The sequence below is a fragment of the Pseudomonas sp. GW821-FHT09E04 genome (genome assembly GCF_059416185.1).
In genome coordinates this window covers 798303-824501 of sequence record NZ_JBWKOR010000002.1, presented here as the reverse complement: position 1 = coordinate 824501, position 26199 = coordinate 798303, and the positions used below count along the sequence as shown (strand labels likewise).

At 59.6% G+C, this 26199-nt stretch carries 19 protein-coding genes and 1 pseudogene; 13 read left to right on the top strand and 7 right to left on the bottom strand.

Annotated elements, in window-relative coordinates:
• Positions 1 to 109: 109 nt before the first annotated feature.
• From AC07N4_RS10205 to AC07N4_RS10195, 3 genes are all read left to right on the top strand, one after another.
• Positions 110 to 892 (top strand): class II aldolase/adducin family protein, encoded by a 783-nt coding sequence (locus tag AC07N4_RS10205; protein ID WP_192559803.1) that lies wholly within the window; start codon positions 110 to 112, stop codon positions 890 to 892.
• Complete coding sequence (locus AC07N4_RS10200) at positions 892 to 1794, top strand: alpha/beta fold hydrolase (RefSeq protein ID WP_493065289.1); 903 nt, start codon at positions 892 to 894, stop codon at positions 1792 to 1794. Before AC07N4_RS10205 ends, AC07N4_RS10200 begins: the two co-directional genes overlap by 1 nt.
• A 152-nt stretch (positions 1795 to 1946) precedes the next feature.
• Positions 1947 to 2858, top strand: coding sequence for an SDR family oxidoreductase (locus tag AC07N4_RS10195; RefSeq protein WP_102619459.1), 912 nt, complete (start codon positions 1947 to 1949; stop codon positions 2856 to 2858).
• A gap of 48 nt (positions 2859 to 2906) precedes the next feature.
• Here AC07N4_RS10195 and AC07N4_RS10190 read toward each other — a convergent pair whose 3' ends face one another.
• The gene (locus AC07N4_RS10190; RefSeq protein ID WP_041475141.1) at positions 2907 to 3170 is read right to left on the bottom strand and encodes a bacteriocin immunity protein; all 264 of its coding nucleotides are present in this window, start codon (positions 3168 to 3170) and stop codon (positions 2907 to 2909) included.
• Entirely contained in the window at positions 3154 to 5355 is a 2202-nt protein-coding gene (locus AC07N4_RS10185) for a pyocin-S2/colicin E7-DNase domain-containing protein (RefSeq protein ID WP_493065290.1), read from the bottom strand. The genes AC07N4_RS10190 and AC07N4_RS10185 overlap by 17 nt, the downstream gene beginning before the upstream one ends.
• 695 nt (positions 5356 to 6050) lie before the next feature.
• Between AC07N4_RS10185 and AC07N4_RS10180 the strand changes: the two genes are divergently transcribed.
• The 4 genes from AC07N4_RS10180 to AC07N4_RS10165 all read left to right on the top strand — a co-directional run bounded on the left by AC07N4_RS10180 (position 6051) and on the right by AC07N4_RS10165 (position 15501).
• On the top strand, positions 6051 to 7844 hold the full coding sequence (locus tag AC07N4_RS10180; RefSeq protein ID WP_096819067.1) for a DUF1302 domain-containing protein: 1794 nt from the start codon (positions 6051 to 6053) through the stop codon (positions 7842 to 7844).
• Between the two features lie 23 nt (positions 7845 to 7867).
• Positions 7868 to 9235 (top strand): DUF1329 domain-containing protein, encoded by a 1368-nt coding sequence (locus tag AC07N4_RS10175; RefSeq protein ID WP_425220356.1) that lies wholly within the window; start codon positions 7868 to 7870, stop codon positions 9233 to 9235.
• A gap of 140 nt (positions 9236 to 9375) precedes the next feature.
• Positions 9376 to 11928: a helix-turn-helix transcriptional regulator gene (locus AC07N4_RS10170; protein ID WP_493065291.1), complete on the top strand. Its 2553-nt coding sequence runs from the start codon at positions 9376 to 9378 to the stop codon at positions 11926 to 11928.
• Between the two features lie 141 nt (positions 11929 to 12069).
• Positions 12070 to 15501 carry a dermonecrotic toxin domain-containing protein gene (locus AC07N4_RS10165; RefSeq protein ID WP_493065292.1) on the top strand — a complete coding sequence of 1144 codons (3432 nt, stop codon included), beginning with the start codon at positions 12070 to 12072 and terminating at the stop codon, positions 15499 to 15501.
• 23 nt (positions 15502 to 15524) lie between these two features.
• On the opposite strand, the gene AC07N4_RS10160 is transcribed toward AC07N4_RS10165, so the two are convergent.
• Positions 15525 to 16310 (bottom strand): IclR family transcriptional regulator, encoded by a 786-nt coding sequence (locus AC07N4_RS10160; RefSeq protein ID WP_192563567.1) that lies wholly within the window; start codon positions 16308 to 16310, stop codon positions 15525 to 15527.
• 163 nt (positions 16311 to 16473) lie between these two features.
• Here AC07N4_RS10160 and hmgA point away from each other — a divergent pair, with 163 nt between their 5' ends.
• The 4 genes from hmgA to AC07N4_RS10140 all read left to right on the top strand — a co-directional run bounded on the left by hmgA (position 16474) and on the right by AC07N4_RS10140 (position 21206).
• Positions 16474 to 17769, top strand: coding sequence for a homogentisate 1,2-dioxygenase (gene hmgA / locus AC07N4_RS10155; protein ID WP_064593461.1), 1296 nt, complete (start codon positions 16474 to 16476; stop codon positions 17767 to 17769).
• 3 nt (positions 17770 to 17772) lie between these two features.
• Positions 17773 to 19077, top strand: coding sequence for a fumarylacetoacetase (gene fahA, locus AC07N4_RS10150; protein WP_493065293.1), 1305 nt, complete (start codon positions 17773 to 17775; stop codon positions 19075 to 19077).
• A 12-nt stretch (positions 19078 to 19089) separates the two neighbouring features.
• Complete coding sequence (maiA, locus tag AC07N4_RS10145; RefSeq protein WP_102619468.1) at positions 19090 to 19728, top strand: maleylacetoacetate isomerase; 639 nt, start codon at positions 19090 to 19092, stop codon at positions 19726 to 19728.
• Between the two features lie 80 nt (positions 19729 to 19808).
• Positions 19809 to 21206 carry an MFS transporter gene (locus AC07N4_RS10140; protein ID WP_493065294.1) on the top strand — a complete coding sequence of 466 codons (1398 nt, stop codon included), beginning with the start codon at positions 19809 to 19811 and terminating at the stop codon, positions 21204 to 21206.
• Here AC07N4_RS10140 and AC07N4_RS10135 read toward each other — a convergent pair.
• On the bottom strand, positions 21130 to 21933 hold the full coding sequence (locus AC07N4_RS10135; protein WP_493065295.1) for a SirB1 family protein: 804 nt from the start codon (positions 21931 to 21933) through the stop codon (positions 21130 to 21132). The two genes, AC07N4_RS10140 and AC07N4_RS10135, sit on opposite strands and share 77 nt — an antisense overlap.
• A gap of 184 nt (positions 21934 to 22117) precedes the next feature.
• On the opposite strand from AC07N4_RS10135, the gene AC07N4_RS10130 reads away from it, so the two are divergent.
• Positions 22118 to 23137 carry a Glu/Leu/Phe/Val dehydrogenase family protein gene (locus AC07N4_RS10130; RefSeq protein WP_096819082.1) on the top strand — a complete coding sequence of 340 codons (1020 nt, stop codon included), beginning with the start codon at positions 22118 to 22120 and terminating at the stop codon, positions 23135 to 23137.
• 170 nt (positions 23138 to 23307) lie between these two features.
• On the opposite strand, the pseudogene AC07N4_RS10125 reads toward AC07N4_RS10130, so the two are convergent.
• Positions 23308 to 23562, bottom strand: a pseudogene (locus AC07N4_RS10125) (YebG family protein); the annotation flags it as partial.
• Between the two features lie 294 nt (positions 23563 to 23856).
• On the opposite strand from AC07N4_RS10125, the gene AC07N4_RS10120 reads away from it, so the two are divergent.
• On the top strand, positions 23857 to 24357 hold the full coding sequence (locus tag AC07N4_RS10120; protein WP_003221775.1) for a phosphate-starvation-inducible protein PsiE: 501 nt from the start codon (positions 23857 to 23859) through the stop codon (positions 24355 to 24357).
• On the opposite strand, the gene AC07N4_RS10115 is transcribed toward AC07N4_RS10120, so the two are convergent.
• Together AC07N4_RS10115 and AC07N4_RS10110 are read right to left on the bottom strand one after the other, a co-directional pair.
• Entirely contained in the window at positions 24354 to 24671 is a 318-nt protein-coding gene (locus tag AC07N4_RS10115) for a DUF3509 domain-containing protein (protein WP_085729667.1), read from the bottom strand. The two genes, AC07N4_RS10120 and AC07N4_RS10115, sit on opposite strands and share 4 nt — an antisense overlap.
• 199 nt (positions 24672 to 24870) lie before the next feature.
• Positions 24871 to 26172 carry an HAAAP family serine/threonine permease gene (locus AC07N4_RS10110; protein ID WP_493065296.1) on the bottom strand — a complete coding sequence of 434 codons (1302 nt, stop codon included), beginning with the start codon at positions 26170 to 26172 and terminating at the stop codon, positions 24871 to 24873.
• Positions 26173 to 26199 lie beyond the last annotated feature (27 nt).

Here is a 26199-nt window from a genome sequence, read left to right as displayed (position 1 = left end):
GGCTGACTCGTTCAGTCATCAAGCTGGCTGCCAATGCAACTACGCGATCCCCCGGGGCTGACTAGACTGCTGACACCTGCCGAAAAAAACAAAAACAGAGGTGCATACAGTGAGCGTAGCCCCCGTCCCTTCTTCCTTGAATGTCAAAGACCAGGTCAGTGCCGCGGAGTGGCAGACCCGAATCGATCTCGCCGCCTGTTATCGACTGGTCGCCCTGCATGGCTGGGACGATCTGATCTTCACCCACATCTCGGCCAAGGTGCCGGGCACCGAAGACTTCCTGATCAACCCGTTCGGCCTGATGTTCCATGAGATCACTGCGTCCAGTCTGGTGAAGGTCGACCAGGCCGGCAACAAGCTCATGGACAGCCCTTACGAGATCAACCCCGCCGGTTACACCATTCACAGTGCCGTCCACGAAGTGCGGCATGACGTGGCCTGCGTGCTGCATACCCACACCGCTTCCGGCGTTGCGGTGTCGGCGCAGAAACAGGGCGTGTTGCCGATCAGTCAGCAATCGTTGTTCGTGCTGTCGAGCCTGGCCTTTCATGCTTATGAAGGCGTGGCGCTCAATCACGAAGAGAAGGCCCGGTTGCAGGCTGACCTCGGCGAAAACAATTTCCTGATGCTGCACAACCACGGCTTGCTGACCTGCGGCGGCACCATCGCCGACACGTTCCTGATGATGTTCACCTTTCAGCGTGCCTGTGACATCCAGGTCATGGCGCAAACCGGCGGTGCCGAACTGATCGCCATCGAACCGCAGATTCTGGCAGGCGCCAAGGCGATGATCGCTGGCGTCACCAAAAGTGCTCAAGGGATGGGCGGCGCACTGGCCTGGCCGGCACTGCTGCGCAAACTCGATAAACAAGACCCGGGGTATAAACTGTAATGCCTCTCGCCGAGATTCCTCTGAGTGCCTGGCGCAAACGCAGCCAGACGTTTGTCTTCCGTGGCCAGCCGATCCGCTACTGGACGGCCGGGCAGGGCGAACCGCTGCTGCTGATCCACGGTTTTCCGACGGCCAGTTGGGACTGGCATTACCTGTGGCAGCCACTGTCCCAGCGCTACCGGGTGATTGCCTGCGACATGCTCGGCTTCGGCGACTCTGCCAAACCGCTGAGTCACACCTACAGCCTGCTGGAGCAGGCCGACCTGCAACAGGCCTTGCTGGCTCATCTGCAGGTCGAGCAACCAGTGCACATTCTGGCTCACGACTATGGCGACAGCGTTGCCCAGGAACTGCTGGCCCGGCATTACGATGACCTGATCGAAGTCGCCAGTTGCGTGTTCCTCAACGGTGGTCTGTTTCCGGAAACCCATCGGCCATTGTTGACGCAAAAACTGTTGCTCAGCCCGTTGGGCTGGATGATCGGACGCGCGTTTACCCGCGATGCACTGGTGAAGAGTTTCCATCAGATCTTCGGCCCGGACACCCGGCCCAGTGAAAGTGAAATGGATGATTTCTGGAGCCTGATCGAGTGCAATCGCGGGCCGCGAATCATGCACAAACTGATCACCTACATCCCCGAACGCCGGGTGCAGCGTGATCGTTGGGTCGCGGCGATGCAGCGCGGCGAGGTGCCGTTGCGGGTGATCGATGGCGCAGTCGATCCGATTTCCGGTGCGCACATGGTCGAGCGTTATCGCGAGCTGATACCCGACGCGGACACCGTGCTGTTGCCGGGCATCGGTCATTACCCGCAAAGCGAAGCGCCGGTGCAGGTGCTCAAGCACTACCTCGAATTTCGCGATCACTTCGTGTTGCCGCCGCGCAAGGTGGCGTGTTCCTGATCGCAGGGCGGAGGCGCTTTGCGCCTCTGCACGGTTTCATCATCCCCCAGCCTTATCGCGCACCATTCAGCCTCAGCCGTGTTCGTTGTGACCGCACGCTCTGTGCCTGACACTCAGGGACACTGTCCCTCAGGCCTGCTGGAGTTGCCTCGATGAATGAGTCTGTGCGTTTCGAAGATAAAGTCGTGATCGTCACCGGAGCCGGCGGTGGCCTGGGACGCGCACATGCTTTGCTGTTCGCCAAACAGGGCGCCAAAGTGCTGGTCAACGACCTCGGCGGCTCGACCCAGGGCGAAGGCGCCAACGCCTCGGCCGCCGACCGCGTGGTGGCGGAAATCCGCGAGGCCGGCGGCATCGCCGAAGCCAACCATGACTCGGTCACCGACGGCGACAAACTGGTGCAGAACGCCCTCGATGTGTTCGGCCGCGTCGACGTGGTGGTCAACAACGCCGGGATCCTGCGCGACAAGACCTTCCACAAGATGGAGGACGCCGACTGGGATCTGGTCTATCGCGTCCACGTCGAAGGCGCCTACAAGGTGACCCGCGCCGCATGGCCGCACCTGCGCGAGCAGAACTACGGCCGGGTGATCTTCACCGCGTCGACCTCGGGCATTTACGGCAATTTCGGCCAGTCCAACTACGGCATGGCCAAACTCGGTCTTTACGGCCTGACCCGTACGCTGGCCATCGAAGGTCGCAAGAACAACATCCTGGTCAACGCCATCGCCCCCACCGGCGGCACGCGCATGACCGAAGGCCTGATCCCGCCGCAAGTGTTCGAACAACTCAAACCGGAACTGGTCAGCCCGCTGGTGGTGTACCTGGCCAGCGAGCAATGCCAGGAAACCTCGGGCCTGTTCGAAGTCGGCGGCGGCTGGATGGGCAAGGTGCGCTGGGAGCGCAGCCTGGGCGCCGGTTTCGATCCGCGCGTGGGGTTCTCACCGGAAGAGGTGGCGGCGCACTGGCAGCAGATCTGTGATTTCGAAGGGGCGGCGCATCCGAAGGACAATATCGAGGCGCTGAAGGAAATGATGGCGAATTTGCAGAAGTATTCGTTGTAATACATAGAGAGACGAGCAGGCATGAGTTGCCTGCTCGTTGTTTGCTTTCTATTCTTCGTTTTTAAATCCGGGTTTTCCGTTGGCAGCGCGCCAAGCCTTGATGGTTTCTAAAACTCCTGCCGGACTGTCGTCCGTACCCTCTTCCGGGTAGTAAAGAACGTCCGTTCCATTTGGGTGCTCCGAGGTTTTTACAATGTTGTCGACGATAGCGTCATGCTCTTTTTCTGATGAGTAATCACCTTCGACCAGCCGATTAATAAGTGCTACATATTCGGCTTCCGTATATTCCTCAAATTTATTCTTGAATTTCATTTTTTGGTTTTCTCATTTCGGAATGGGTTTCAATGTGTCGTTTTGGAGTTAATACACGAAGATTGTCTAGATCGTAAACCGAACCACCTTCAGCGATAGGTACGACATGATGTATATCCAGTTTTGTTTTTCCACCCACTTGTTCTGACCTGGGAGCTGTTGGTGAGAGGCCCTTTTTTATGTCAAATTTACTGAAAGGGGTGAATTGTTCAAACAACGCTTGATCATTCCCTACCGCCTTCCAAAACGCCTTGCGAAATGCCCTGAAACTCGAAAACTCCCTACCTCTGAGCTTATCCGCAATTTGCGTCGGAATCGGCGCACCTTGCTGCGTCGCAGCTGTTCCCAACCAATTGCCTGAAACCGTTTGCCCTATCCCACTGGCGATACCGGGATCCTGCCGCCGATCCCGAAACATCGTGAAAATCGGCGGTATTCCAGAGTCGATCGGGAAAACCGTAACCCATCCATCAAACCCGTACTGATCAAGCTGAGGAAATGGATCGATCCGTCCGCTGTCAGGCGTGACATCGGCGCCTTCGTAGTTCGGCAAGTCTGTGTCGGCGACTGGCAAATCTGTCGAAGGATTCAGCGGTTTTACCAACGGCGTCCAAGTGACGACAGGGCCTTTGGAGTCGCTTGCATTAGCAGTGGAAATGTAAGTGTTTTTCTGTACGTCAAAGCGTGCGAGTACCACCGGCACTTTGCTGGGGACTGTCACGCCATCGGTGCTGACGACGACAACTTCGACTCTGTTACCTGACGTTCTGGAGCCAAGCCTGACCGGCAGATCGACTTCACCGCCGGTCGTCGCCAGTTCGTACAGGTCGGTGTCCAAATCAGGCGCAAGTTCTGATAGCGGGACACTTGCAGCAAACAGGTCGCCGTTCCCAAGTTCCGAAGGAGCGAGCAAAGCGGCGAATCCGACGATCACTGGTGCAGCCGCTGTGGAGATGGCCGCCAGCGCCAGGGACACCGCCGTTCGCAGCGACGTTCTGAGTGCCAGCGTGGTTGCCGGGTTGTTGCCAAAAACACCGAGCGGCCCGGTAAAGGTCGGGCCGAATGCGGCCATCGATCCGGCATTGGCAAAGACGGCAGATTGTCCGCTCAGGGCGTTTTCTGCTTGCCTTCGGGCTTGTTCCCTGGCGTTCTTGCGCGCTTTTTTACGGCGTCTTTTCTGTGCCTTTCGCAGCGCTTTCTGTTGTTTTTCCTGCCGTGTTTTTTCAGCCAGCAGCCGGCGCTCTTCATTGCGGCGCTGAGCATCGGCTTGCGCTTGCAGACGTGCCTGTTCGGCAGCAATCTGTTGCGCGGCAGCGTCGGCGGCGATTTGCGCCTGCTCAGCGGCGAGCCGTTGTGCTTCAGCCAGCGCTGCAAGGCGCGCCTCTTCACGAGCCTGGATTTCCTCTTGTTCCTTTTGCTGCCGTGCCGCCTCTGCGAGTGCTTGCTGACGGTGTTGTTCGGCGGCAACGCGCTCTCGCTCGGCCACTACGCGTGCAGCTTGTGCCAGCGCTTCAAGTCGAGCTTGTTCATTGATCCGCGCCAGTTCGGCAGCAGCTCTCTGCGCTTGTTGCTCTGCAGCGATTCGTGCTTGATCGTTGGCCTGAACGGTCGCCAGCCAGTTGAGCACATTGACTTGCTGCTGGTTGAGCAACTGCAACGATTGCGACAACAGCCTCGCTTCGTGAGCGGCCCGGTATGAGAACGACCAGGTCTGAAAGGCAATGCCATCAGGCTTGAGAGGGCGCTCCATCGTTCGCGCTCGCGCGGTGAAATCGTTCAACGGCCGGTTCAGGGGATCGCTGCCATAAAACGTGTTGCCCAAGGCGGTCTGGCGATGAAACTCGGCAGTCTTGCGCGCCATCAGCGTATTGCGAACACCGAGCTCGCGAATGATTGCCTCGGCGGGCGGCAGTGGGTGAGTTGAAACTTCAAGTCTGGCGGCGGCAAGTTCATGTTCGAGGGTTTGTGCAAGTTGACTGGCTCTGGCCTGAAACTCCTGATCCAGAACTTGAGCGGTGCCTTTCACGATATGTACGTTGCCCGCAAAGGCAGGCGGCCTTTGAAAGGCGCCGCTGCTGCTGACATCGAATGTCGTTGCCGGTAACGGGTTGTAGCCGGGAGGCGCTGGTGCTGTCGTGTGGACAGGCTCGGTCAGCTCCCATGCTGGAGGCCTTTGCATATTCATATCCTTTTGAATGTGCGCTGTTTAAAAGTGATGAGTTGTTCTGCCATTAGAAGTTACAGGTGAAACCTCGGGTGCGGGTCCGAGAGTCCTGTAGGCAGTTACAGAAGAGTGCGGCAGAAAATTCGGTGATAAATAACGAATAGAAGTTGTTCGTTATTTCAATAAGGAAGTTTCCGAAAAGGATTCAGGAAGCATCTGACAGTGGCGGGGGGAGTGACTGATTGCTGACTCGGCGCGATAAACCATCGCCCATAAAAAAGGCCGCTGCAAACGCAGCGGCCAAGGTAAGACGTTGGATCAAGGAGCTACAAATCAACGTCAGTGAACACGGGGGCGATGGAGCGAAAAACGCTTCGGTCCATCAGAAATCGGTTGCCGACGACTCGGTCGCGGGCTTTGTGCTTCGTGGCGGTCTGCCGTGAAAGCCCGCTCAGAATAAGGGCTTGAAGCCAAAGGAAAAATAGCGATTCCGGACATGCACTGTTACGGGGCATGTAACAGTGCTGCGTCTTGAGGTGGGCATCATCCGTTGAATTGATCATGGGTTATCCAGCTTGCCCATGCCTCGCGGCAAGCCCCGTTCCAGGCGGGGATTCATCCTTTCGGGCGACAGCGCGAATACCTCCTTGGTGCGCTTATCGTCCCCGTGTGGCGGCAGTAGGGTGGGGCCTTCTGTCACTCACCGGGGAAGACGCATGACAAAAACAACAATGCGCGCCATCTTCAAACCGCAGGCGCTGGCGGCTGCGGTCGCCTTGGGTTGCTGTGCCCAGGCCCATGCGATCGATTTCAACATCGGCGAAATCGAAGGCACGTTCGACTCATCGCTGTCGGTCGGCGCGAGCTGGGGCATGCGCGATGCGGACAAGTCACTGGTCGGCACGGTCAATGGCGGTACGGGCCAGTCTTCGACCGGTGATGACGGGCGCTTGAACTTCAAGAAGGGCGAGACCTTTTCCAAGATCTTCAAGGGCATCCACGACCTTGAGTTGAAGTACGGCGACACCGGTGTGTTCGTACGTGGCAAGTACTGGTACGACTTCGAACTCAAGGACGAAGACCGCGAGTTCAAGCCCATCAGCGACAAGGGCCGCAAGGAAGGCGCCAAGTCTTCCGGCGGGCAGATTCTTGATGCGTTCGTCTATCACAACTATTCCATCGCCGATCTGCCGGGCACCGTGCGTGCCGGCAAGCAGGTGGTGAGCTGGGGCGAAAGTACCTTCATCGGCAACTCGATCAACAGCATCAACCCGATCGACGTTTCGGCGTTCCGCCGGCCCGGCGCGGAGATCAAGGAAGGCCTGATTCCGGTGAACATGCTGTTCGGCTCGCAAAGCCTGACGGACAAGCTCTCGGTCGAAGGCTTCTATCAACTGGAGTGGGACCAGACCGTTCTCGACAACTGCGGCACCTTCTTCGGTGTCGACGTCGCGGCGGATGGTTGCAACCATGGTTACACCGTCGCCAATCCGGCGATCGCCCCGCTGGCACCGGTGGCCGCCGCTTTCGGACAACCCATTGAAGTCACGCGCGAAGGCGTCGTCGTGCCCCGTGGCGGTGATCGCGATGCACGGGATTCCGGGCAGTGGGGTACGGCGCTGCGCTGGCTCGGCGACGATACCGAATATGGCCTCTATTTCCTCAACTACCACAGCCGTACGCCCACGGTGGGCACCACCACGGCGGGCCTGTCGACTCTGGCGGCGCTGCCGGGGATGGTCAGCACCGCCAATCGCCTGGCCCCCGGCAGCGGTTCCGGGCTGGCGCAAAGCGTGATGCTCGGACGCGGTCAGTATTACCTCGAATACCCGGAAGACATCCGTCTGTATGGCGCGAGTTTCGCCACCACATTGCCCACTGGCACTGCGTGGACCGGCGAGCTCAGCTACCGCCCCAACGCCCCGGTGCAGGTCAACACCAACGACCTGACGCTGGCGCTGCTCAACCCGATCGCTGGCGGCGCGGCATCCCCGTTGACCACCTCGCCGGGCGCCGACAACAAGGGTTATCGGCGCAAGGAAGTGACGCAACTGCAGAGCACCCTCACGCACTTCTTCGATCAGGTGCTGGGCGCCGAACGCCTGACCGTGGTCGGTGAGGCGGCGGTGGTCCGGGTCGGTGGTCTGGAGTCGCGCAGCAAGCTGCGTTACGGCCGCGATTCGGTGTACGGCCAGTACGGTTTCGGTGGTGACACCGGCGGGTTCGTCACGTCGACCTCCTGGGGCTATCGCGCCCGGGCCATCCTCGACTACGCCAACGTGATCGGCGGGATCAACCTCAAGCCTAACCTGTCCTGGTCCCACGACGTCTCCGGTTACGGCCCCAACGGGCTGTTCAACGAAGGCGCCAAGGCAATCAGCGTCGGGGTCGATGCCGACTACCGCAACACCTACACCGCGAGCCTTAGTTACACCGATTTTTTCGGCGGCGATTACAACGTCCTCACCGACCGTGACTTCGTGGCCCTGAGCTTCGGCGTGAACTTCTGATCTGCCCGAGAAGGATGAAATCAATGCGCAAGATGATTCTGCAATGCGGTGTCCTGGCCTTGAGTCTGCTGGCCGCCAACGTGATCGCGGCGGTGTCGCCGCAAGAGGCCGAGAAACTCGGCACCAGCCTGACGCCGCTGGGCGCCGAAAAGGCGGGTAACGCCGATGGCTCGATTCCGGCCTGGACCGGTGGCATCCCGAAAAACGCCGGGGCGGTGGACAGCAAAGGTTTTCTCGCCGACCCGTTCGCCAGCGAAAAACCACTGTTCACCATCACCGCGGCCAACGTCGACCAGTACAAGGCCAAGCTTTCCGAAGGCCAGGTGGCGATGTTCAAACGCTATCCCGACACCTACAAAATTCCGGTCTACCCGACCCACCGCACCGTCGCCGTGCCGCCGGAAATCTACGAGTCGGCCAAGCGCAGCGCACTGAACGTGACCTCGATCAACGACGGCAACGGCCTGGCCAATTTCACCGGCAATCGCTACTACGCCTTCCCGATTCCGAAGAACGGTGTCGAGGTGCTGTGGAACCACATCACCCGTTACCACGGTGGCAACCTGCGCCGGATCATCACCCAGGTGACCCCGCAGACCAACGGCAGCTACACACCGATCCGCTTCGAGGAAGAGATCGCCGTACCGCAGTTGATGAAGGAACTGGATCCGGAGCAGGCGGCCAACGTGCTGACCTTCTTCAAGCAGTCCGTGACTGCCCCGGCGCGTCTGGCCGGCAACGTATTGCTGGTGCACGAAACCCTCGACCAGGTGAAAGAACCGCGTCTGGCGTGGATCTACAACGCCGGTCAGCGCCGGGTTCGCCGTGCGCCGCAAGTCGCCTACGACGGCCCGGGTACTGCCGCCGATGGCCTGCGTACGTCGGACAACTTCGACATGTTCTCCGGCGCGCCGGATCGTTACGACTGGAAACTGGTTGGCAAGAAGGAAATGTACATTCCGTACAACAGCTACAAACTCGATTCGCCGAAGCTCAAGTACGACGACATCGTCAAGGCCGGGCACATCAATCAGGACCTGACCCGTTACGAACTGCACCGGGTCTGGGAAGTGATCGGCACGGTCAAACCGAGTGAGCGGCATATCTACGCCAAGCGCCACATGTACATCGACGAGGACAGTTGGCAAGTGGCGCTGGCCGATCACTACGACGGTCGCGGACAGTTGTGGCGGGTGGCCGAAGGTCATGCCCAGTACTACTACGATCACCAGGCCCAGGCCTACACCCTGGAAGCGCTCTACGACATCATCGCCGGTCGCTACATTGCCCTGGGCATGAAGAACGAGGAGAAGCACAGCTTCGAATTCGGCTTCGAAGCCAAGGCGGCCGACTTCACACCTTCGGCCCTGCGCGCCGAGGGCGTCCGGTAAGGGGAGCGATACACTCGCGAGACAAAAGGCGACCGGTTGGTCGCCTTTTTTTATGGGCAGCAATCAGCGTACTGAATACTCGTCAACAAGCATCGGGGAGAGGGCTAGGGTGAACGCACAACGATAAAAAGGCGCACCCGATGACCGCCATGACACCCCGTCTGGATCGAGCAGATTTTTTTCCGAGACTTTCTTCCCATCACCTGCCACGTCCGCGACTTTGCGATGCACTGCTTGAGTCGACGGCACGGGTCAAACTGATTTGCGCGCCGGCCGGCAGCGGCAAAACCGCGCTGCTCACCGAATGCCTGCTGCAAGCGCCCGTCAATTGCACCGTCTGTTGGTTGCCGCTGGCCGGTGCATCCTTGAGCGCTGGCGAATTTTGCGAACGACTCGCGCAAGCAATGGGGCTGACAACCTCGGACGAAGCGTCACTGCTGTATGAACTGGCGCGACGGTCTACGGTGACCTGGGTGCTGATCGACGATTACTGCCGATACCCGGAGCCGGCGCTGGATGCGTTGCTCGACCGGATGCTGGCGATCAGCAGTCCGGCCGTGACGTGGTGGATCGGCACGCGACGGCGCCCAACCTGCAACTGGCCGCGCCTGCTGCTCGACGATGCCTTGTACGAATGTGAAGGCACGGCGTTGGCGCTGACCCGGGACGAGATTGCACAAGTGTTGCGTCATTTGCCTCCCGCCCAGGCCGATAGTGTGGCCGGACGCATCTTCCAGCGCAGCGGCGGCTGGTGTGCCGGGGTGCGGATGCTGTTGATGCAAAAATGCGACTGGTCGCAAAAGACCTTGCCGCAGCAACGCATGGACACCTTGCTGGACTACCTGCAACACGAACTGTTCAGTGGTTTGAGCCCGGAACTGGCCGAGGCCTGGCGGGTGCTGGCGCATTTGCCGCGGTTCAATGCCGGCCTTTGCGACCATCTGTTCGGTGCTGGCGACGGGGCGCAATGGATGCGCAGTCTGCAAACCCTCGGGTGTTTTATCGAGCCCTGGCAAGGGGCGCCGGACTGGTTGCAGGTGTGTGCCCCGCTGTCGCGTTTGATGCGCGACGAACCCTGGCCTGCCGGACGTTCCTGGCATCGCCGGGCCTGTCAGTGGTTTGCTGCCGGACAGCATTGGAAATGTGCGTTCGAGCAGGCGTTGCTGGCCGAAGAGTACGAGGTTGCGGTGAGCCTGTTGCAGCACTTCACTTTCGAGCATCTGTTCGAGGAGCAGACGGTTGTGCTGTTGCTGCGTCTTTATGAGCAACGCGGTGAAGAACTGCTGCTGAGCTCTGCGCAATTGGTCGGTTTGATCACGGCGGCGTTGCTGTTCGCCGGGCGATTTGCGCAGGCTGCAGATTGCATCGGGCAACTTTCGCGCTTTTTGCCGCCACCGTCGGCTGACCAGCAACGGCAATTGATCGCCCGCTGGCAGGCTCAGCAAGGCTGGCTGTCGCATCTGCAAGGACGGATGGAGGAAGCACGCGATCACTTCGAGCAAGCCTTGAACGATCTGTCGCCGCAGGCCTGGACGGCACGCCTGCTTTGTCTATCGGGCCGCACTCAGCAGGCGTTGCTGTGCGGTGATCTGGAGTTGGCTCATTCGATCAATCGTGAAGCACTGTGCCTGGCCCGGGCTGAGGGTTCTCTGTTGTTCGAAGCGTTGCTGGAGCTTGATCATGCCCAGCTGCTGGAGCAACGAGGGGCATCGGCCAGAGCCGAAGAACTGCTGTCCGGCCTTTGCGAAATGCTTGGTTCGTCCGTCGAGCGACCGACGCCGCTGCTGGGGCGGATCGCCCTGCGCCGGGGGCGGCTGGCATTGAGCATGGGGCAACCAGGCCCGGCGGCCGAATTTTTCCAGCAAGGGCTCGACGACTGCCTGTGCAGCTTTGACAAGCGAGTGCTTTACGGATTTCTCGGTCAGGCGCAACTGGCCGCCAATCAGGGCGATTACGCTCAAGCCTTCATGCGACTGCGGGACGCCGAACGGTTGATGCAACAGCGACAGATTCCGGACACGGTCTATCGCGGTGTGCTGTTGCAGGTCAGCAGCGAATTCTGGTTGCAACAAGGACGCCCCGAACTGGCTCACGAGGCATTGAGCCGGGTGCTCAGACATTATCGTGGCCCACATGCACGGCAGGCACCGCCGGCGACGCTTGAGCTGATTCCACGCATCGAATGTTTGCTGGTTCTGGCCGAGACCCGATTGGATCAGATGCAAACGCCTCTGATCCGGTTGGGTGCCTTGCTGGCGTCGGCTCAGGCTCTCGGGCTGACCAGGCTGGAGGCCGAGTTGCTGTTGACACTGACCGAAGTGGCGCTGGTTCTCGGCGAGCCGGCCCAAGCCAGAAAGTTCTTCGAACAGGGCTGCCAGATCATCAAGCGTTGCAACCTGCAGCAAATGTTGGCCGAGCTCTACGCCCGGTGCGCGGAGATTCCCTTGCACTGGCGCGCTGTTGAAACAGCGGTACCTGTGGAAGAACAAAGTACGCCGCTCAATCCCCTCAGTCAGCGAGAACTTAAAGTCCTGGAGTTGATTGCCTTCGGTGATTCCAATCAGCAAATTTCCGAGAAGTTGTTCATTTCATTGCATACAGTTAAAACTCATGTGCGACGCATACATGGGAAATTAGGCGTTGAACGCCGGACTCAAGCAGTGGCCAGGGCGAAGTTGCTAAATTTATGTTGAGTAATTAAGGCTGGGTGTTGCTGTATAGATATGTTGAAATAAGCAGCGTCTTTAGATTTTAAATCAGATGAGTAATCGTTGGTCCTGTAAGGAAGTGGCATGAGGCTATTTCCACATAGACGAATTTACAGGATGTATCCAATGGGTGTGATGTTCAAAAGTTCAACGGCCGACGCCGTTCTGAAAAATGCGGATGGTCAGGTAGCGCTGGAGAACGTACAGCGTGCGGGGGATGAATTGAGAGCGGTGCTGGAACGTTCTCCGTCCTTGAGGGATATCTTGCGGAAAAGACTCTCGGAACGATTCGAACGACTGGGAAAGTCTATTGATGTAGAACGTCTATATATTAATTCCGGTGATGATCCGTATGAGATTTTGAACAGGCCGTCCGGTTCGATACTTGATGTTTTTTTTGATTGTCTGGGGCGCGGTGCTTATACGTCTTATGTACTTGGTCTTGATTTTGTCTATTCGCGCCCGGATACAACAGATGCGCGCTTGAGAGTCGGAAATGTCAAGATTTCAGATGTCGAGGATGTTTTGATTCAGGCGTTGCAGCAGGTGGCAACTGATCAGGCGAGTGCACTCCGTCAGTACTGGAACAGTCCGGCCCGCAGCGAATCCGGGGAATCGACAACTCAAAAGGCATTGTTGGAAGTTGCCTTTTCCGAAGCATTGCAGGCCGAGTTGGCCCTGACGGAAGTGGCGGGTTCGCTTAAAAGCTTCCAGGCTCTGCGCGCTAACGAGTTGCTGAAGGCGAAGTTATCCGGGGCCTACAAAATCAGTCTCCGTCAGGCGTCTGGCATTGAGCGGGATCTGGTATCCGGTTTTGTCATGCCCTATTCGAGCATCACAACTTCCGAAATCAAGTTGTCCGGCGACGCTTACGGCTGGTTCCTTTACACGCCGGACAACGGTTTCGAATACTTCTCCAGCAGTGCCGACCTGCATGCAGCAATGTGCAGCCGGCTGGCAGTTGCTCCTGATGCAATCAGGTATCCGGCATTGTCGGTCAGCGTGTTCTCGCACTGTGTGGGCAGCCGACTCAGGGATCAGGAGGCACAATTTGCTGCGCGCATCAGATCCGGTGAGCCACGCAAAGAGGGATTTGTCCGCGAGCTGGAGAATATTCATCAGGTTTTTCCGATGCACTCTGACCTGTACCAGCGGATCAGGGCGTTGCGCATACTGGTCAAACGCCTGGAGTGGCCAGACTGGTTAAAGTCGGCCGGTGAGGCGATACGCGATACCTACGAATCCCTTGAAACTTCGAAAGAGGGATATGAGTTCGAATATGCCCAAGTATCCGATCGGCTGTTTTCGCTACACGACTATGCCGTAGAGCACTTCGGTCGCTGGTGTGACAGCGCTTTGGGAATGCGGCCTGACCCGGATGCAATCAAGGTCCATAGCCTGTACCGGATAGAAGTCGGCGGACGTACGATCCAGCAGGAAGATATTCGCACGTTAACCGAGTTCATGGTTATCGGCCTGCATGATGCTGGCAACCGCGCGACCCTGCGTATCGAAGGCGCTCCGGCGGACAGCGGGTTGACCGTTGCCAAACTGGAAGGTTGGTTGGCCAATCGGGATCTGCGTGTGGAGTTCAGCAGGTCCCTGCCTTCCAGTACTCCGCAGGAGTTTCGTGAGGCTTATTTCAACTATCTGCGTAGTCAGGCGGAGTTCGCGCTGTTCGTTGCCCAACACTCTGCACGTTTCAATGCCACAGACGTTGCGTTGATCCAACGCACCTTGAAAGGTGATCCCTCCGTGGAAATACGGGGAGTGAAACTGAAATACCGGCCAGTGGTATTGCAAAACGTGCTGCTGTTCATGCCGCGCACAGCAACAACTCGTTATGCACTGATGAAGATGCCCCACGGCCAATTCGACTATGTGAAGTTCGCCGACATCTACCAGTTCAATCGTTGGATGGAGTCCATGCTTTCCGATAATCGTGCTTATGCCGAATCGTTGATCCCGCCTGACGATCTGGCTGCTGTCGGTGTATTGAGGGGGGGAGGAACTACGCCGTTACACTACATGTATGAATTGGATTTGGTGCCGGGACTCATGGCGTTGAATGCCGGTGAGCCGTTGTTCAGTCATAGTGAAGTGGCTTACGCGGGTGAGGCCGCTCGTGTCCGAGTGTTGGCGCCGGCTGCCTACTTCTCTGCCGGATCACTGGCGCGGCAAAGATACGCCCGCCTCAGTACTGAACTGAAAGCATTGTCGATGGTGGATTCCCGGGAGAACGGCTATCCGACTTTCGAGCAGTTTTCCCGTGATCTGATCAAGCAGCGAATTGAAGAAGTGTTGTTGTCACGTGGTCAGAGGGTTCAGGTCGATCCCGACAAAATCATGATTCAGACCGACGATTTCCATCTGGATCTGACCACTGTCCTGATTGAGGGCCGCCACTTTGAAGTCCCGGCGACGCCTGGCCGGTCGATTGATGAGAATCCGAAGTTCTACGTGACGGGTGGGCATCCGTCGATTGAAAAACTGGATATCAGGGATCTTTCCAGTTGGTCGAAAACCTTGCGTCCCGGGGACCACTACACCCGGTTTTTACAAAGCGATTACCTGGATCGCAATCACCCGGGCTATGAGTTCAAGCGGGCGGTGCATGCCACGAAAGTCCGCTGTGAGATGCACTACGACGCCTGTCATCAGTATTTCTCCGGGCAGCTTTCTACGGACGTTTTCAAAGGGATTCAACGCCTGGTCGACAACCTGAGTGAGACCGCAGGCAATGACGCTTCTCCTTTTCCATCGAATACAAACGAGGGGATCTACAAGTTCCGCCTGCAGAGCCGTCGAATTGTCGAAGGAGTCTATATTTTCCGGATGTCCATTTATGGGAAATTTCTTGACTATCTTTACACGCCCAACGCGCCTGACGATGTGGCTTTCCGCTCGGTCGACGAGTTTGTCGGTTCCATTCGTTTCCGCTACGGGCCGTTCCGCGATTACTACATGGCGCGAGTGAAGATTGATGATCGCAAGGTTGTGAATGATTACTTCGACAATCTGGTTGCCACGGTCAACACCGTCGCCCCCCCTCAACCGGAAGGCGCTGTGCGGATGCTGGGCTTCTCTATGCTTCATGACGACAGGATCTATCGCATTCTCAGCGACATCGACGCACGGACCACAAGTCTGAATGAGGTGATAGCCGGTCTGGTTTATGACAACGTGATTTTTGCCGCCAACATCATCAGTCTGGTGATTCCTCCGATCGGCATAGCCGTCACCGCCGTGGAGGTGTTCAAGAGCCTTTACGACGGTGCGAGAGCGTATGAGCGGGGTAATTACTCTGCCGCCCTTGATCATGGAAAATCCGCGCTGATCGGACTGGTGAGTCTCGGAAAAGCAGCCGCAGCCGGCAAGCCGGTCAAGGTTACGCCTGCTCAAAAGACCTTGTTTGACCTGGGCAAGGATGCCAGAACTGTGGTGGGCTGGATGTCCCAGGCCACGGGGCAGACGCTGGGAGAAAAGCGTCTGGTCGAAATCATCGAGCAATTGATGAAGGATAATCAGAGCCGCAGTAGTCAGACCACAGTGCACTGATAAGGCGAACGAGCCTCAAGCGTTCAGGCTTGAGGCTCATGGCCCATCCGCCAACTCACGGCCCGTGTCGCCGCCAGCAACCGCTGCGCCGCCGGGCCGTTTTCGTCGGCGTGGAACAGCGAGGTCGGGCCGACGATGGTCAACACTGCCGCGATCTGCCCGAGGGCGTTGAACACCGGTGCCGACAGGGCATCGACGCCGGGCATCAGCAAACCGTGCACATGATGCAGACCGCGTTCACGGATCTGTTCGCACAACGCCGCATAGGCTTTTTCGTCCGCCAGCGGATGGCCGCCACTGGCGATTTCCTGTTCGCGCAACTCGTCGGTTTCCCGGTGCGGCAGGTAGGTGCTGAACACCAGACCGGTGGATGAACTGAGCAGCGGCAACACCGAGCCCAGTTGCGTCACGACCGTCACCGCGCGCACCGCCGGTTCGATGTGCACAACGGTTGCGCCCTGATTGCCCCACACCGCGAGGAAACAGGTTTCGTTGAGTTCGTCGCGCAGTTCGGCCAGCGGCAGGGCGGCGACTTTCAGCACGTCCATACTGTTGAGTGCGGCCAGGCCCACGCGCAGCGCTTCACGGCCGAGACCGTAATGATTGGTGGCGGTGTTCTGTTCGGCGAAACCGCTGGCGATCAAGGCCTGCAGATAACGGTGAACCTTGCTCGCCGGCATCTGCACATGTTCGGCCAGGCGCGACAGCGAAGTGGAGGGCGACAACTCGGCCAGGGCCTTGAGGATGTCGGTGCCGACTTCGGCGGAGCGGACTTTCTGTTTGCCGTTGCTGTCGCTGGTTTTTTCCATGGTGCTGCCGTGTCCCGGAACGAATGGGCGTCTTTATAGCTTGACGCTGGATAGCGAGCAAATTACGTTATGCGTAATTGAATTACGATAAAAATAACCCCGGCGTGCCAAGACCTCTGATCCAGAGCGTCCGGCCATGCCGACTCCCTGTTCAGGAGGCTCCATGAACCTCGATTCAGCCCTGGCTTACCAGTCCGGTTTCGGCAACGAATTCAGCTCCGAAGCGTTGCCCGGCGCACTGCCCGTCGGCCAGAACTCCCCGCAGAAAGCCCCGTACGGTCTCTACACCGAACTGTTCTCCGGCACTGCGTTCACCATGACCCGCAGCGAAGCGCGGCGTACCTGGATGTACCGGATCCAGCCGTCGGCCAATCACCCGGCATTCGTCAAACTGGAGCGGCAACTGGCGGGCGGCCCGTTGGGTGAAGTGACCCCCAATCGCCTGCGCTGGAACCCGCTGGAGATCCCGGCCGAACCGACCGATTTCATCGACGGTCTGGTGAGCATGGCGGCCAATTCCGCTGCCGAGAAACCGGCCGGCATCAGCATTTATCACTACTGCGCCAACCGTTCGATGGAACGTGTGTTCTTCAACGCCGACGGCGAGCTGCTGCTGGTGCCGCAACTGGGGCGTCTGCGCATCGCAACCGAGCTGGGTGTGCTGGAAGTGGCGCCGCTGGAAATCGCCGTGTTGCCACGGGGCCTGAAATTCCGCGTCGAACTGCTCGACCCGCAGGCGCGCGGTTACGTCGCCGAGAACCATGGCGCGCCGCTGCGCCTGCCGGATCTGGGGCCGATCGGCAGCAACGGCCTGGCCAATCCACGGGACTTCCTGACACCGGTCGCCGCCTACGAAAACCTGCAACAACCGACCACCCTGGTGCAGAAATTCCTCGGCCAGTTGTGGGGCACCGAACTCAATCACTCGCCGCTGAACGTGGTCGCCTGGCACGGCAACAACGTGCCGTACAAATATGACCTGCGCCGTTTCAACACCATCGGCACCGTCAGTTTCGATCACCCGGACCCGTCGATCTTCACCGTGCTCACGTCGCCGACCAGTGTCCACGGTCTGGCCAACCTCGACTTCGTGATCTTCCCGCCACGCTGGATGGTGGCCGAGAACACCTTCCGTCCACCGTGGTTCCACCGCAACCTGATGAACGAGTTCATGGGCCTGATCCAGGGCGAATACGACGCCAAGGCCGAAGGTTTCGTGCCTGGCGGCGCGTCGCTGCACAGCTGCATGAGCGCCCACGGCCCGGACGGCGAGACCTGCACCAAAGCCATCAACGCGGACCTGAAACCGGCCAAGATCGACAACACCATGGCTTTCATGTTCGAGACCAGCCAGGTGCTGCGCCCAAGCCGCTTTGCCCTCGACTGTCCGCAACTGCAATCCACTTACGACGCCTGCTGGGCCACGCTGCCCGCCACGTTCGACCCGACCCGGAGATAACCCATGACTCAGAATTCCATCACCCGCAGTTGGGTCGCTTCGGCCAACGGCCACACCGATTTCCCGTTGCAGAACCTGCCGCTGGGCGTGTTCAGCCTCAACGGCTCGGCGCCGCGCGCGGGCGCTGCGATTGGCGAACACATCTTCGATCTGCAAGTGGCGCTGGAGGCCGGGTTGTTCGACGGCGTCGCGCGCAGTGCAGTCGAAGCCATACACGGCGGCCAGTTGAACGCATTCTTCGAACTCGGCCGCGACGCTCGCGTTGCCCTGCGCGAACGTCTGCTGGAACTGTTCAGCGAAGGCAGCACCCATCGCGGCAATATTGAAGCCCAGGGCGCAAAACTGCTGCCGCTGGCCGCCGATTGCCAGATGCATTTGCCGGCGCGCATCAGTGACTACACCGACTTCTACGTCGGCATCGAGCATGCGCAGAACGTCGGCAAGCTGTTCCGTCCGGACAACCCGTTGCTGCCGAACTACAAACACGTGCCGATCGGCTACCACGGTCGTGCGTCCACCGTGCGTGCTTCCGGCACCGACGTGCGTCGCCCGAAAGGCCAGACCCTGCCGGCCGGTGCGACCGAGCCGACCTTCGGCCCGTGTGCGCGGCTGGACTATGAGCTGGAGCTGGGGATCTGGATCGGTCAGGGCAACGAGATGGGCGAGTCGATCGCCATCGGCGATGCCGCTGAACACATTGCCGGTTTCTGCCTGCTCAACGACTGGTCGGCCCGTGACATCCAGGCCTGGGAATACCAGCCGCTCGGCCCGTTCCTCTCCAAAAGCTTCATCACCAGCGTCTCGCCATGGGTGGTGACCGCCGAAGCGCTGGCGCCATTCCGCATCGCGCAACCGGCGCGCCCGGCAGGTGATCCGCAGCCATTGCCGTACCTGTTCGACAAGCGCGATCAGGATGGCGGTGGTTTCGATATCGAGCTGGAAGTGCTGCTGCTCACCGAGAAAATGCGCGAGCAGAACCTGCCGGCCCATCGCCTGACTCTGAGCAACACCCGCTACATGTACTGGACCGTCGCGCAAATGGTCGCGCACCACAGCGTCAACGGCTGCCAGTTGCAGGCCGGTGACCTGTTCGGTTCGGGCACTTTGTCCGGGCCTGAAAACAGCCAGTTCGGCAGCCTGCTGGAAATCACCGAGGGTGGCAAAAAGCCAATCGAGCTGGCTTCCGGTGAGGTGCGCAAATTCCTTGAAGATGGCGACGAAATCATCCTGCGCGCTCGTTGCGCCCGCGAAGGTTTTGCCTCGATCGGTTTCGGCGAATGCCGTGGCACTGTGCTGGCGGCGCGCTGACAGGAGCGGCTCATGGATCTCTATACCTATTACCGTTCCACTTCGTCCTACCGGGTACGGATCGCGCTGGCACTCAAGGGCCTCGACTATCAGGCGTTGCCAGTCAATTTGATCGCGCCGCCCGGCGGTGAACATCGGCAACCGGCGTACCTGGCGATCAATCCCCAGGGCCGGGTGCCGGCGCTGCGTACCGATGACGGCAAGTTGCTGATTCAGTCGCCGGCCATCATCGAGTACCTGGAGGAACGTTATCCACAGGTGCCGCTGCTGCCCGAGGACCTCGTTGCCCGTGCACAAGTGCGCGGCGTGGCGGCGGTGATCGGCTGCGACGTGCATCCGCTGCACAACGTCAGCGTGCTCAATCGCCTGCGCGGTCTGGGTCATGACGAGCCGCAGGTCAACGAGTGGATCGCTCACTGGATCGGTCAGGGGCTGGCGACGGTGGAGCAGTTGATCGGCGACAGCGGCTTCTGTTTCGGCGAGTGGCCGTGCGTGGCAGACGTGTACCTCATCCCGCAATTGTACGCGGCCGAGCGTTTCAACGTTTCGCTTGAGGCGTATCCACGGATCCGTCGGGTGGCCGCGTTGGCCGCTGAACATCCTGCGTTCATTGCGGCGCATCCGGCGAATCAGCCGGACACGCCGAAGTAGCATTTGATGGCTCCCGTGCAGCGCACGGGAGCCATTCCGGTTACCCGCAAAAAACATAAAAACAAAACAGGTACCTTGCGATGCATAACCAGATTGCCAGCTTCCGGGCGGCACTCGACGCCCGTCCTGTGTCCCGATTTCAGTGGTTGCTCCTGATTCTTCTCGCCTTGTTGCTGGTCACCGACGGCTATGACGCCCAGGTGCTCGGCTATGTGGTGCCGGCGCTGGCGCAGGACTGGGGCCTGGAGAAATCGGCGTTTGGCCCGGTGTTCAGCGCCAACCTGTTGGGCCTGACTCTAGGCTCGCTCGCCGTGACGCCGCTGGCCGACCGTTTCGGCGTACGGCGGATTCTGCTCGCCTGTGTACTGATCTACGCCAGCCTCACCGTGCTGATGGTGTTCGCCGATTCCCTGAATACCTTGATGATCGCGCGCTTCATCTGCGGCATCGGCATGGGCGGCGCAATGCCCAGCGCCATGGCGTTGATGTCGGAATACTCCCCGCCACGGCTGCGTACGTTGATGGTGACGCTGGCGGCCTGCGGTTTTTCCTTCGGCGGGGCGGCGGGTGGTTTTGTCGCGGCCGGGTTCATCGACCGGTTCGGCTGGCAAGCGGTGTTCCTCGCCGGCGGCGTTACGCCGTTGCTGCTGTTTCCGTTCCTCTGGTGGATGCTGCCCGAGTCACTGCCGCGCCTGCTGCGCGATGCGCCACCGTATGCGCGGCTGCGCAAGGTTACCGCGCGGATGCTGCCGGACTGGCAACCGCCCGCTGCGTCGGTCGAGCAGAACGAACGCGAGCAGGGCAGCAAACTGACGGTGGTGGAACTGTTCCGCAATGGTTACGCACGCCCGACCTTGCTGATCTGGGCGACGTTTTTCGTCAGCCTGATCCTGCTGTATTTCATGATCAGCTGGCTGCCGTCGCTGCTGCTGGAAAGTGGCCTGAAACTCAATGAAGCGAATCTGGTGACGTCGATGTTCCTGTTCGCCGGCACCTTGGGCGCCATCTGCATGGCGTGGTTCGCTGATCGTCTGAAGCGCAAGGTGCGGTTGCTGTCCGGTGTGCTGGCCGGCGCGGCGGTGTGCACGATCCTGCTGGGCCTGAATCACGACAACCCGCGCTATCTGGTGGCCTGTGTGTTTGCGGCGGGCTTCTGCATCATCGGCGGGCAACTGACGCTCAATGCGTTTGCCAGCAATTTCTATCCGGCGCACGTGCGCGCCACCGGCACCGGTTGGGCGTTGGGAGTGGGGCGTTTCGGCTCGATTCTCGGGCCGCTGTTCGGCAGCCTGTTGCTGGCGATGCACATTCCGGTGGAGCAGATTTTCTTCTTCTGCGCGATTCCGGCAGTGATTGCGGCGTTGTTGATCATTCAGGTGCGTTCGCCTTCAGGGGCGTCAGTCAGTGCACCACCGAATTGGGCGGCAGATGCCCCAGTCGTTCAGTCAGGCGAAGCCGCTGAATCGGGTCGTCACTGAGCAGCAGCGCGTGCTCAAGATCGAAGCGCTCGGCGTTCGGGCAGTCGAGACGCTGGTACAGGCTGGCCCGGGCCAGGTAGTCGGCGGCGCTGGCATCGCCCATTTCGAGTACGCGTTCGGCATCGATCAGCGCGGCGATGAAGTCATCGTGGGTCAGGTGCAACTGGCGCAGGTTGCGCGACAGGCGTTGAAGCATCTGTAGCGGTGTGGCGGCCAGCAGGTGGTCGGCGTTGAGTTGCATCTGGTGGCCGTATTGGCGATGCAGCAGTTCGCGGCAATCGTTCGGGTACAGGCGCCGCCCACCGCACGGATCGAGCAAGTGATCAGCCCCGGGCACCTTCAACAGGAAATGCCCGGGGAAGTTCACACCGACCAGCGGGATCTCCAGTCCACGGGCCAGTTCCAGCGCGATCAGCGCCAGGGCCAACGGTTGGCCGCGCCGGGTCTGCAACACCTTGTTGACCATCGCGGCTTGGGGACGCAACGGCGCAAAATCATCCTGTGCAAAACCCAGATCGGTCATCCGCCGCAGGAGCGGCTGCGCCAGTTCGCTGACCGGCAACAGTGGCAAACCGGAACTGACGCGCTGTTGCAGTTCCTTGAAATCCTGCAATAGCGCTTCGGGGTCGACGTGTTTGTCATGCTCGGCAGCCATCCACAACGCCGCCTCGAACAGCGCGGGCGGTGAACTGTGCAGACAGTCGAAAAAACGTTGGCGCGGACTCATCAAAATCTCCGGGGAATGCCTCGTTTTAGCCCCGTCTCTGTCATTCGTCCAGTGCCGCGCCGCTCTGCCACCGGGTTATGCCGCAACGCATTGGTCGCTGTCGGGCCTTATTCCCGTGCGCTTCAGCAATTTTTGGGCGCAAGCCTATACTGGCGTCTACCAGAAGTGATTCGGGGGCCTGCCGATGTTCGCTCTCATGCAAAGCACTCGCCTGGAATCGCTGCACCTTAGCGTTGATCCGGTCTCCGGATTGAAGGCGGTCATTGCCATCCATAACAGTCGCCTCGGGCCCGCCCTGGGCGGGTGTCGTTATCTTGCCTACCCGAACGACGAATCCGCTGTCGAGGACGCCATACGCCTGGCCCAGGGCATGAGCTACAAAGCCGCGCTGGCCGGTCTGGCCCAGGGTGGTGGTGTGGCCGTGATCGTGCGCCCGGCCCATGTGGAAAACCGCGCTGCGTTGTTCGAAGCCTTCGGCCGTTGCATCAATCAGCTCGACGGCCGCTACATCACTGCCATCGACAGCGGCACCTCGGTGGCGGACATGGATTGCATCGCCCAGCAGACCCAGCACGTCACCAGCACCACCTCGGCCGGCGACCCTGCGCCACATGCCGCGATGGGTGTGTTCACCGGAATACGCGCCACGGCCATGGCGCGGCTGGGCAGCGACAACCTCGAAGGCTTGCGCGTGGCGATTCAGGGGCTGGGCAATGTCGGTTACGCCCTGGCCGAACAACTGCACGCCGCTGGCGCCGAACTGCTGGTCAGCGACATCGACCACGGCAAGGTGCAACTGGCGATGGAGCAGCTCAACGCCCACCCGATCGCCAACGACGCATTGCTCAGCACGCCGTGTGACATTCTTGCGCCGTGCGGCCTGGGCGGTGTGCTCAACAGCCACACCGTCACCCAGTTGCGCTGTTCGGCGGTGGCAGGGTCGGCCAACAATCAACTGACGCATCTGGATGTGGCCGATCAACTGGAACGGCGCGGCATCCTGTATGCGCCGGATTACGTGATCAATGCCGGTGGCTTGATCTACGTTTCCCTCAAGCACCGTGGCGAAGAGTTGACGACCATCACCGCGCACCTGTCGAAGATCAGTTCGCGGCTGACGGAAGTGTTTGCTCACGCCCAGGCAGAAAAGCGTTCACCCGCGCGGGTGGCGGACGAGTTGGCGGAGAAGGTGTTGTACCGCTGAGGTTTTTCCGGACATGAAAAAGCCCCTGAGTCGTTCAACTCAGGGGCTATTCAATTCAGAGGCTTCAATTCAAGTGTCGATTACTTTGCAGCCTTCGCCGCTTTGGCGGGTTTGGCTGGGGCTTCTGCCGGCTCAGCCGCGTCTGCCGTCTCAGTCGCCACAACCGGTTCGGCCGGTGCGTTGATCAGCTCCGACAGGGCATCAGGCTGGCTCTTGAACGCTCGGGCGAACACATCGCGGTTCTTCGCCATGAAGATCCCGACTTCTTCCACTTGCTGCTCGCTCAACGATGGAACGGCTTTTTCCAGCACTTCGGCCAGCAACTCGGCCAGTTCGAGCATTTTGTCATGACGGTCAGCTTCGGCTTTATCCATGAACAAGCGCTCCAGATCTCGGCTGCTGCGGTATACCACTTCGACGGCCATTCACCACCTCACATGCCTTCACATTAAGTTGTCTTTGCGACTACTGTATCTATATACAGCGAAAAGGATAAGCGAATCCCTGCGCTTTGGGTAGTGGCTTTTTAATGTAGACCGGATTCGGATTTTGTCAGGCCGATGGCGCCGCGCAGGTGCGACCAAACGCCACGGCGCGGGTTTCGCGGCGCCTCGCCATGATGGCGTGGCCTCTTTTCTGCATGCATCCGTGTGCGTGCGCAATAACCGTCACATCCAAGCGTGCAACATCCGCTCGAACCGGGCTAAGGAACCTTCATCGTGAAAATCAACTGGGCCGAGAAACTGCGGCAAAACGTGCACCAACTGGCCGAGTCTCTGGGCAACCTGTTCGTCGAGACCTTCCACTACCTGGCGCTGTTCGCCATTGGCGCGGTGACCGCCTGGGCGGCAGTGATGGAATTTCTCGGGATGCTCGAGGAAGGGCACATCAAGATCGATGACATTCTGTTGCTGTTCATCTATCTGGAACTGGGGGCGATGGTCGGGATTTACTTCAAGACCAACCACATGCCGGTGCGCTTCCTGATCTATGTGGCGATCACCGCACTGACACGCCTGCTGATTTCCAACGTCTCGCACCACAACCCGCCGGACATGGGCATCATTTACCTGTGCGGCGGGATTCTGCTGCTGGCGTTCTCGATCCTGGTGGTGCGTTACGCCTCGTCGCAATTCCCTTCGGTGAAAATCGAGAAGCCGCAACGCAAGCTCGGTGCGGGCTCCGGTGAGCACCCCGAGATCGAGAAGGGCGAGCTCTAAAGACCGATCGATGGCCGATGCTGGCCCTTGATCTGGCGCGGTGGCGGGGTGAGCCCGTCGCCGCGGGTCATGGCTTCCAGGATCGCCATGGCGCTGTGGCCCTGTTCGATGGCGATGCCGAACTGGATGCTTTGCACCAGTCGTTTCAGGCGTTTTGGGTCATTGCGCTGTTCGGCGCTGATCATCCGTTTGGCGACGATCCGGCCGCTGTTGGAAAGGGTCAGCATGATGCTGCCGTCGAGGCCCTGAATGCTCAGGTTGATCTGATAGTCCGGCGCGAAGGCATCGGTAATGATCTGAAAAGGATTGTCCATGATGCGTCACCGCCTGATTGAACGTGCAGTTGTTGACCGGCCTTGATCGGGTTGGTTCGCCAAACCTGACCGTCGGCCATTCCGTGGTCCTGTCTCCTCCAGGGATGTAGCAAGGGACATGCCGGGAATTTTGTCGAACAATGAAACCGGCCAAAAAGAAGGCGAGCTCATGGCTCGCCTTCTTCGTTTGCGGCCCGTTTCAGGGCAGAACCGAGTAGATGATCGCTGACAGTGCAATCAGGCCGATCAGCACCACGAACACGTTCGACACCTGGCCCGAATACTGGCGCAAGGCTGGCACGCGGCGGATCGCGTACATCGGCATCAGGAACAACAGGCAGGCAATCACCGGCCCTCCGAGGGTTTCGATCATGCCGAGGATGCTCGGGTTGAAGGTCGCCACGGCCCAGCAGCTGAGGATCATGAACAACGCAGTCGCACGGTTCAGCCAGCTCGCCGACATCACCCGGCCACGGCCGCGCAGGCTTTTGACGATCATGCCCTGGAAGCCTTCGCTGGCGCCGATGTAGTGGCCGAGGAAGGATTTGGTGATCGCCACCAGCGCAATCAGCGGCGCGGCGTAAGCGATGACCGGCGTCTGGAAGTGGTTGGCCAGGTACGACAGGATCGAAATGTTCTGCGCCTTGGCCGCTGCCAGATCAGCCGGCGACAGTGCCAGCACGCAGCTGAAGCAGAAGAACATCACGGTCACCACCATCATGCCGTGGGCCATCGCGAGGATGCCGCTGCTCTTGCGTTCGGCCTGGTCGCCGTAGCGTTGTTTTTGCTCGACGGCGAACGCGGAAATGATCGGCGAATGGTTGAACGAGAACACCATCACCGGGATCGCCAGCCACAGGGTCTTGAAGAACACCGACATCGGCATCGCTTCCTGGGCGCTGGCGAAGAACGCGCCGTTCCAGTTCGGAATCAGGCTGATGCCGAGCAGCAGCAACGCGGCGACGAACGGATACACCAGCACGCTCATGGCTTTGACGATCACGCTCTGACCGCAACGCACGATGGCCATCAAACCGAGGATCAACGCCAGCGACAGCACCGCGCGCGGCGGCGGGGCGATGTGCAACTGGTGTTCGAGGAAGCTGCTCAGGGTGTTGGTCAGCGCCACGCTGTACACCAGCAGGATCGGGAAGATCGCGAAGAAATACAGCAGCGTGATCAGTTTGCCGGCACCGACGCCGAAGTGTTCTTCCACCACTTCGGTGATGTCACCGGAGCGGCCCGACAGCACGAAGCGGGTCAGGCCCCGGTGCGCGAAGAAGGTCATCGGGAACGCCAGCACCGCCAGGATCAGCAACGGCCAGAAACCGCCGACACCGGCGTTGATCGGCAGGAACAAAGTGCCGGCACCGATGGCCGTGCCGTACAGGCCAAGCATCCAGGTGGTGTCGAATTTGCTCCAGCCCTTGTGGGCGATTTCGCTATTGCGTGTGCGGTCTACAGCGGGGTTTTCGGCAGCAGGTGTGCGTACATCGGTCATCGTTTTTGCCTCGTTATTATTCTTGCT

Coding starts and splice junctions, on each gene's coding strand:
- AC07N4_RS10200 (WP_493065289.1), top strand. CDS start 892: ATGCCTCTCGCCGAGATTCCTCTGAGTGCCTGGCGCAAACGCAGCCAG.
- AC07N4_RS10195 (WP_102619459.1), top strand. CDS start 1,947: ATGAATGAGTCTGTGCGTTTCGAAGATAAAGTCGTGATCGTCACCGGA.
- AC07N4_RS10190 (WP_041475141.1), bottom strand. CDS start 3,170: ATGAAATTCAAGAATAAATTTGAGGAATATACGGAAGCCGAATATGTA.
- AC07N4_RS10185 (WP_493065290.1), bottom strand. CDS start 5,355: ATGAATATGCAAAGGCCTCCAGCATGGGAGCTGACCGAGCCTGTCCAC.
- AC07N4_RS10180 (WP_096819067.1), top strand. CDS start 6,051: ATGACAAAAACAACAATGCGCGCCATCTTCAAACCGCAGGCGCTGGCG.
- AC07N4_RS10175 (WP_425220356.1), top strand. CDS start 7,868: ATGCGCAAGATGATTCTGCAATGCGGTGTCCTGGCCTTGAGTCTGCTG.
- AC07N4_RS10170 (WP_493065291.1), top strand. CDS start 9,376: ATGACCGCCATGACACCCCGTCTGGATCGAGCAGATTTTTTTCCGAGA.
- AC07N4_RS10165 (WP_493065292.1), top strand. CDS start 12,070: ATGGGTGTGATGTTCAAAAGTTCAACGGCCGACGCCGTTCTGAAAAAT.
- AC07N4_RS10160 (WP_192563567.1), bottom strand. CDS start 16,310: ATGGAAAAAACCAGCGACAGCAACGGCAAACAGAAAGTCCGCTCCGCC.
- hmgA (WP_064593461.1), top strand. CDS start 16,474: ATGAACCTCGATTCAGCCCTGGCTTACCAGTCCGGTTTCGGCAACGAA.
- fahA (WP_493065293.1), top strand. CDS start 17,773: ATGACTCAGAATTCCATCACCCGCAGTTGGGTCGCTTCGGCCAACGGC.
- maiA (WP_102619468.1), top strand. CDS start 19,090: ATGGATCTCTATACCTATTACCGTTCCACTTCGTCCTACCGGGTACGG.
- AC07N4_RS10140 (WP_493065294.1), top strand. CDS start 19,809: ATGCATAACCAGATTGCCAGCTTCCGGGCGGCACTCGACGCCCGTCCT.
- AC07N4_RS10135 (WP_493065295.1), bottom strand. CDS start 21,933: ATGAGTCCGCGCCAACGTTTTTTCGACTGTCTGCACAGTTCACCGCCC.
- AC07N4_RS10130 (WP_096819082.1), top strand. CDS start 22,118: ATGTTCGCTCTCATGCAAAGCACTCGCCTGGAATCGCTGCACCTTAGC.
- AC07N4_RS10115 (WP_085729667.1), bottom strand. CDS start 24,671: ATGGACAATCCTTTTCAGATCATTACCGATGCCTTCGCGCCGGACTAT.
- AC07N4_RS10110 (WP_493065296.1), bottom strand. CDS start 26,172: ATGACCGATGTACGCACACCTGCTGCCGAAAACCCCGCTGTAGACCGC.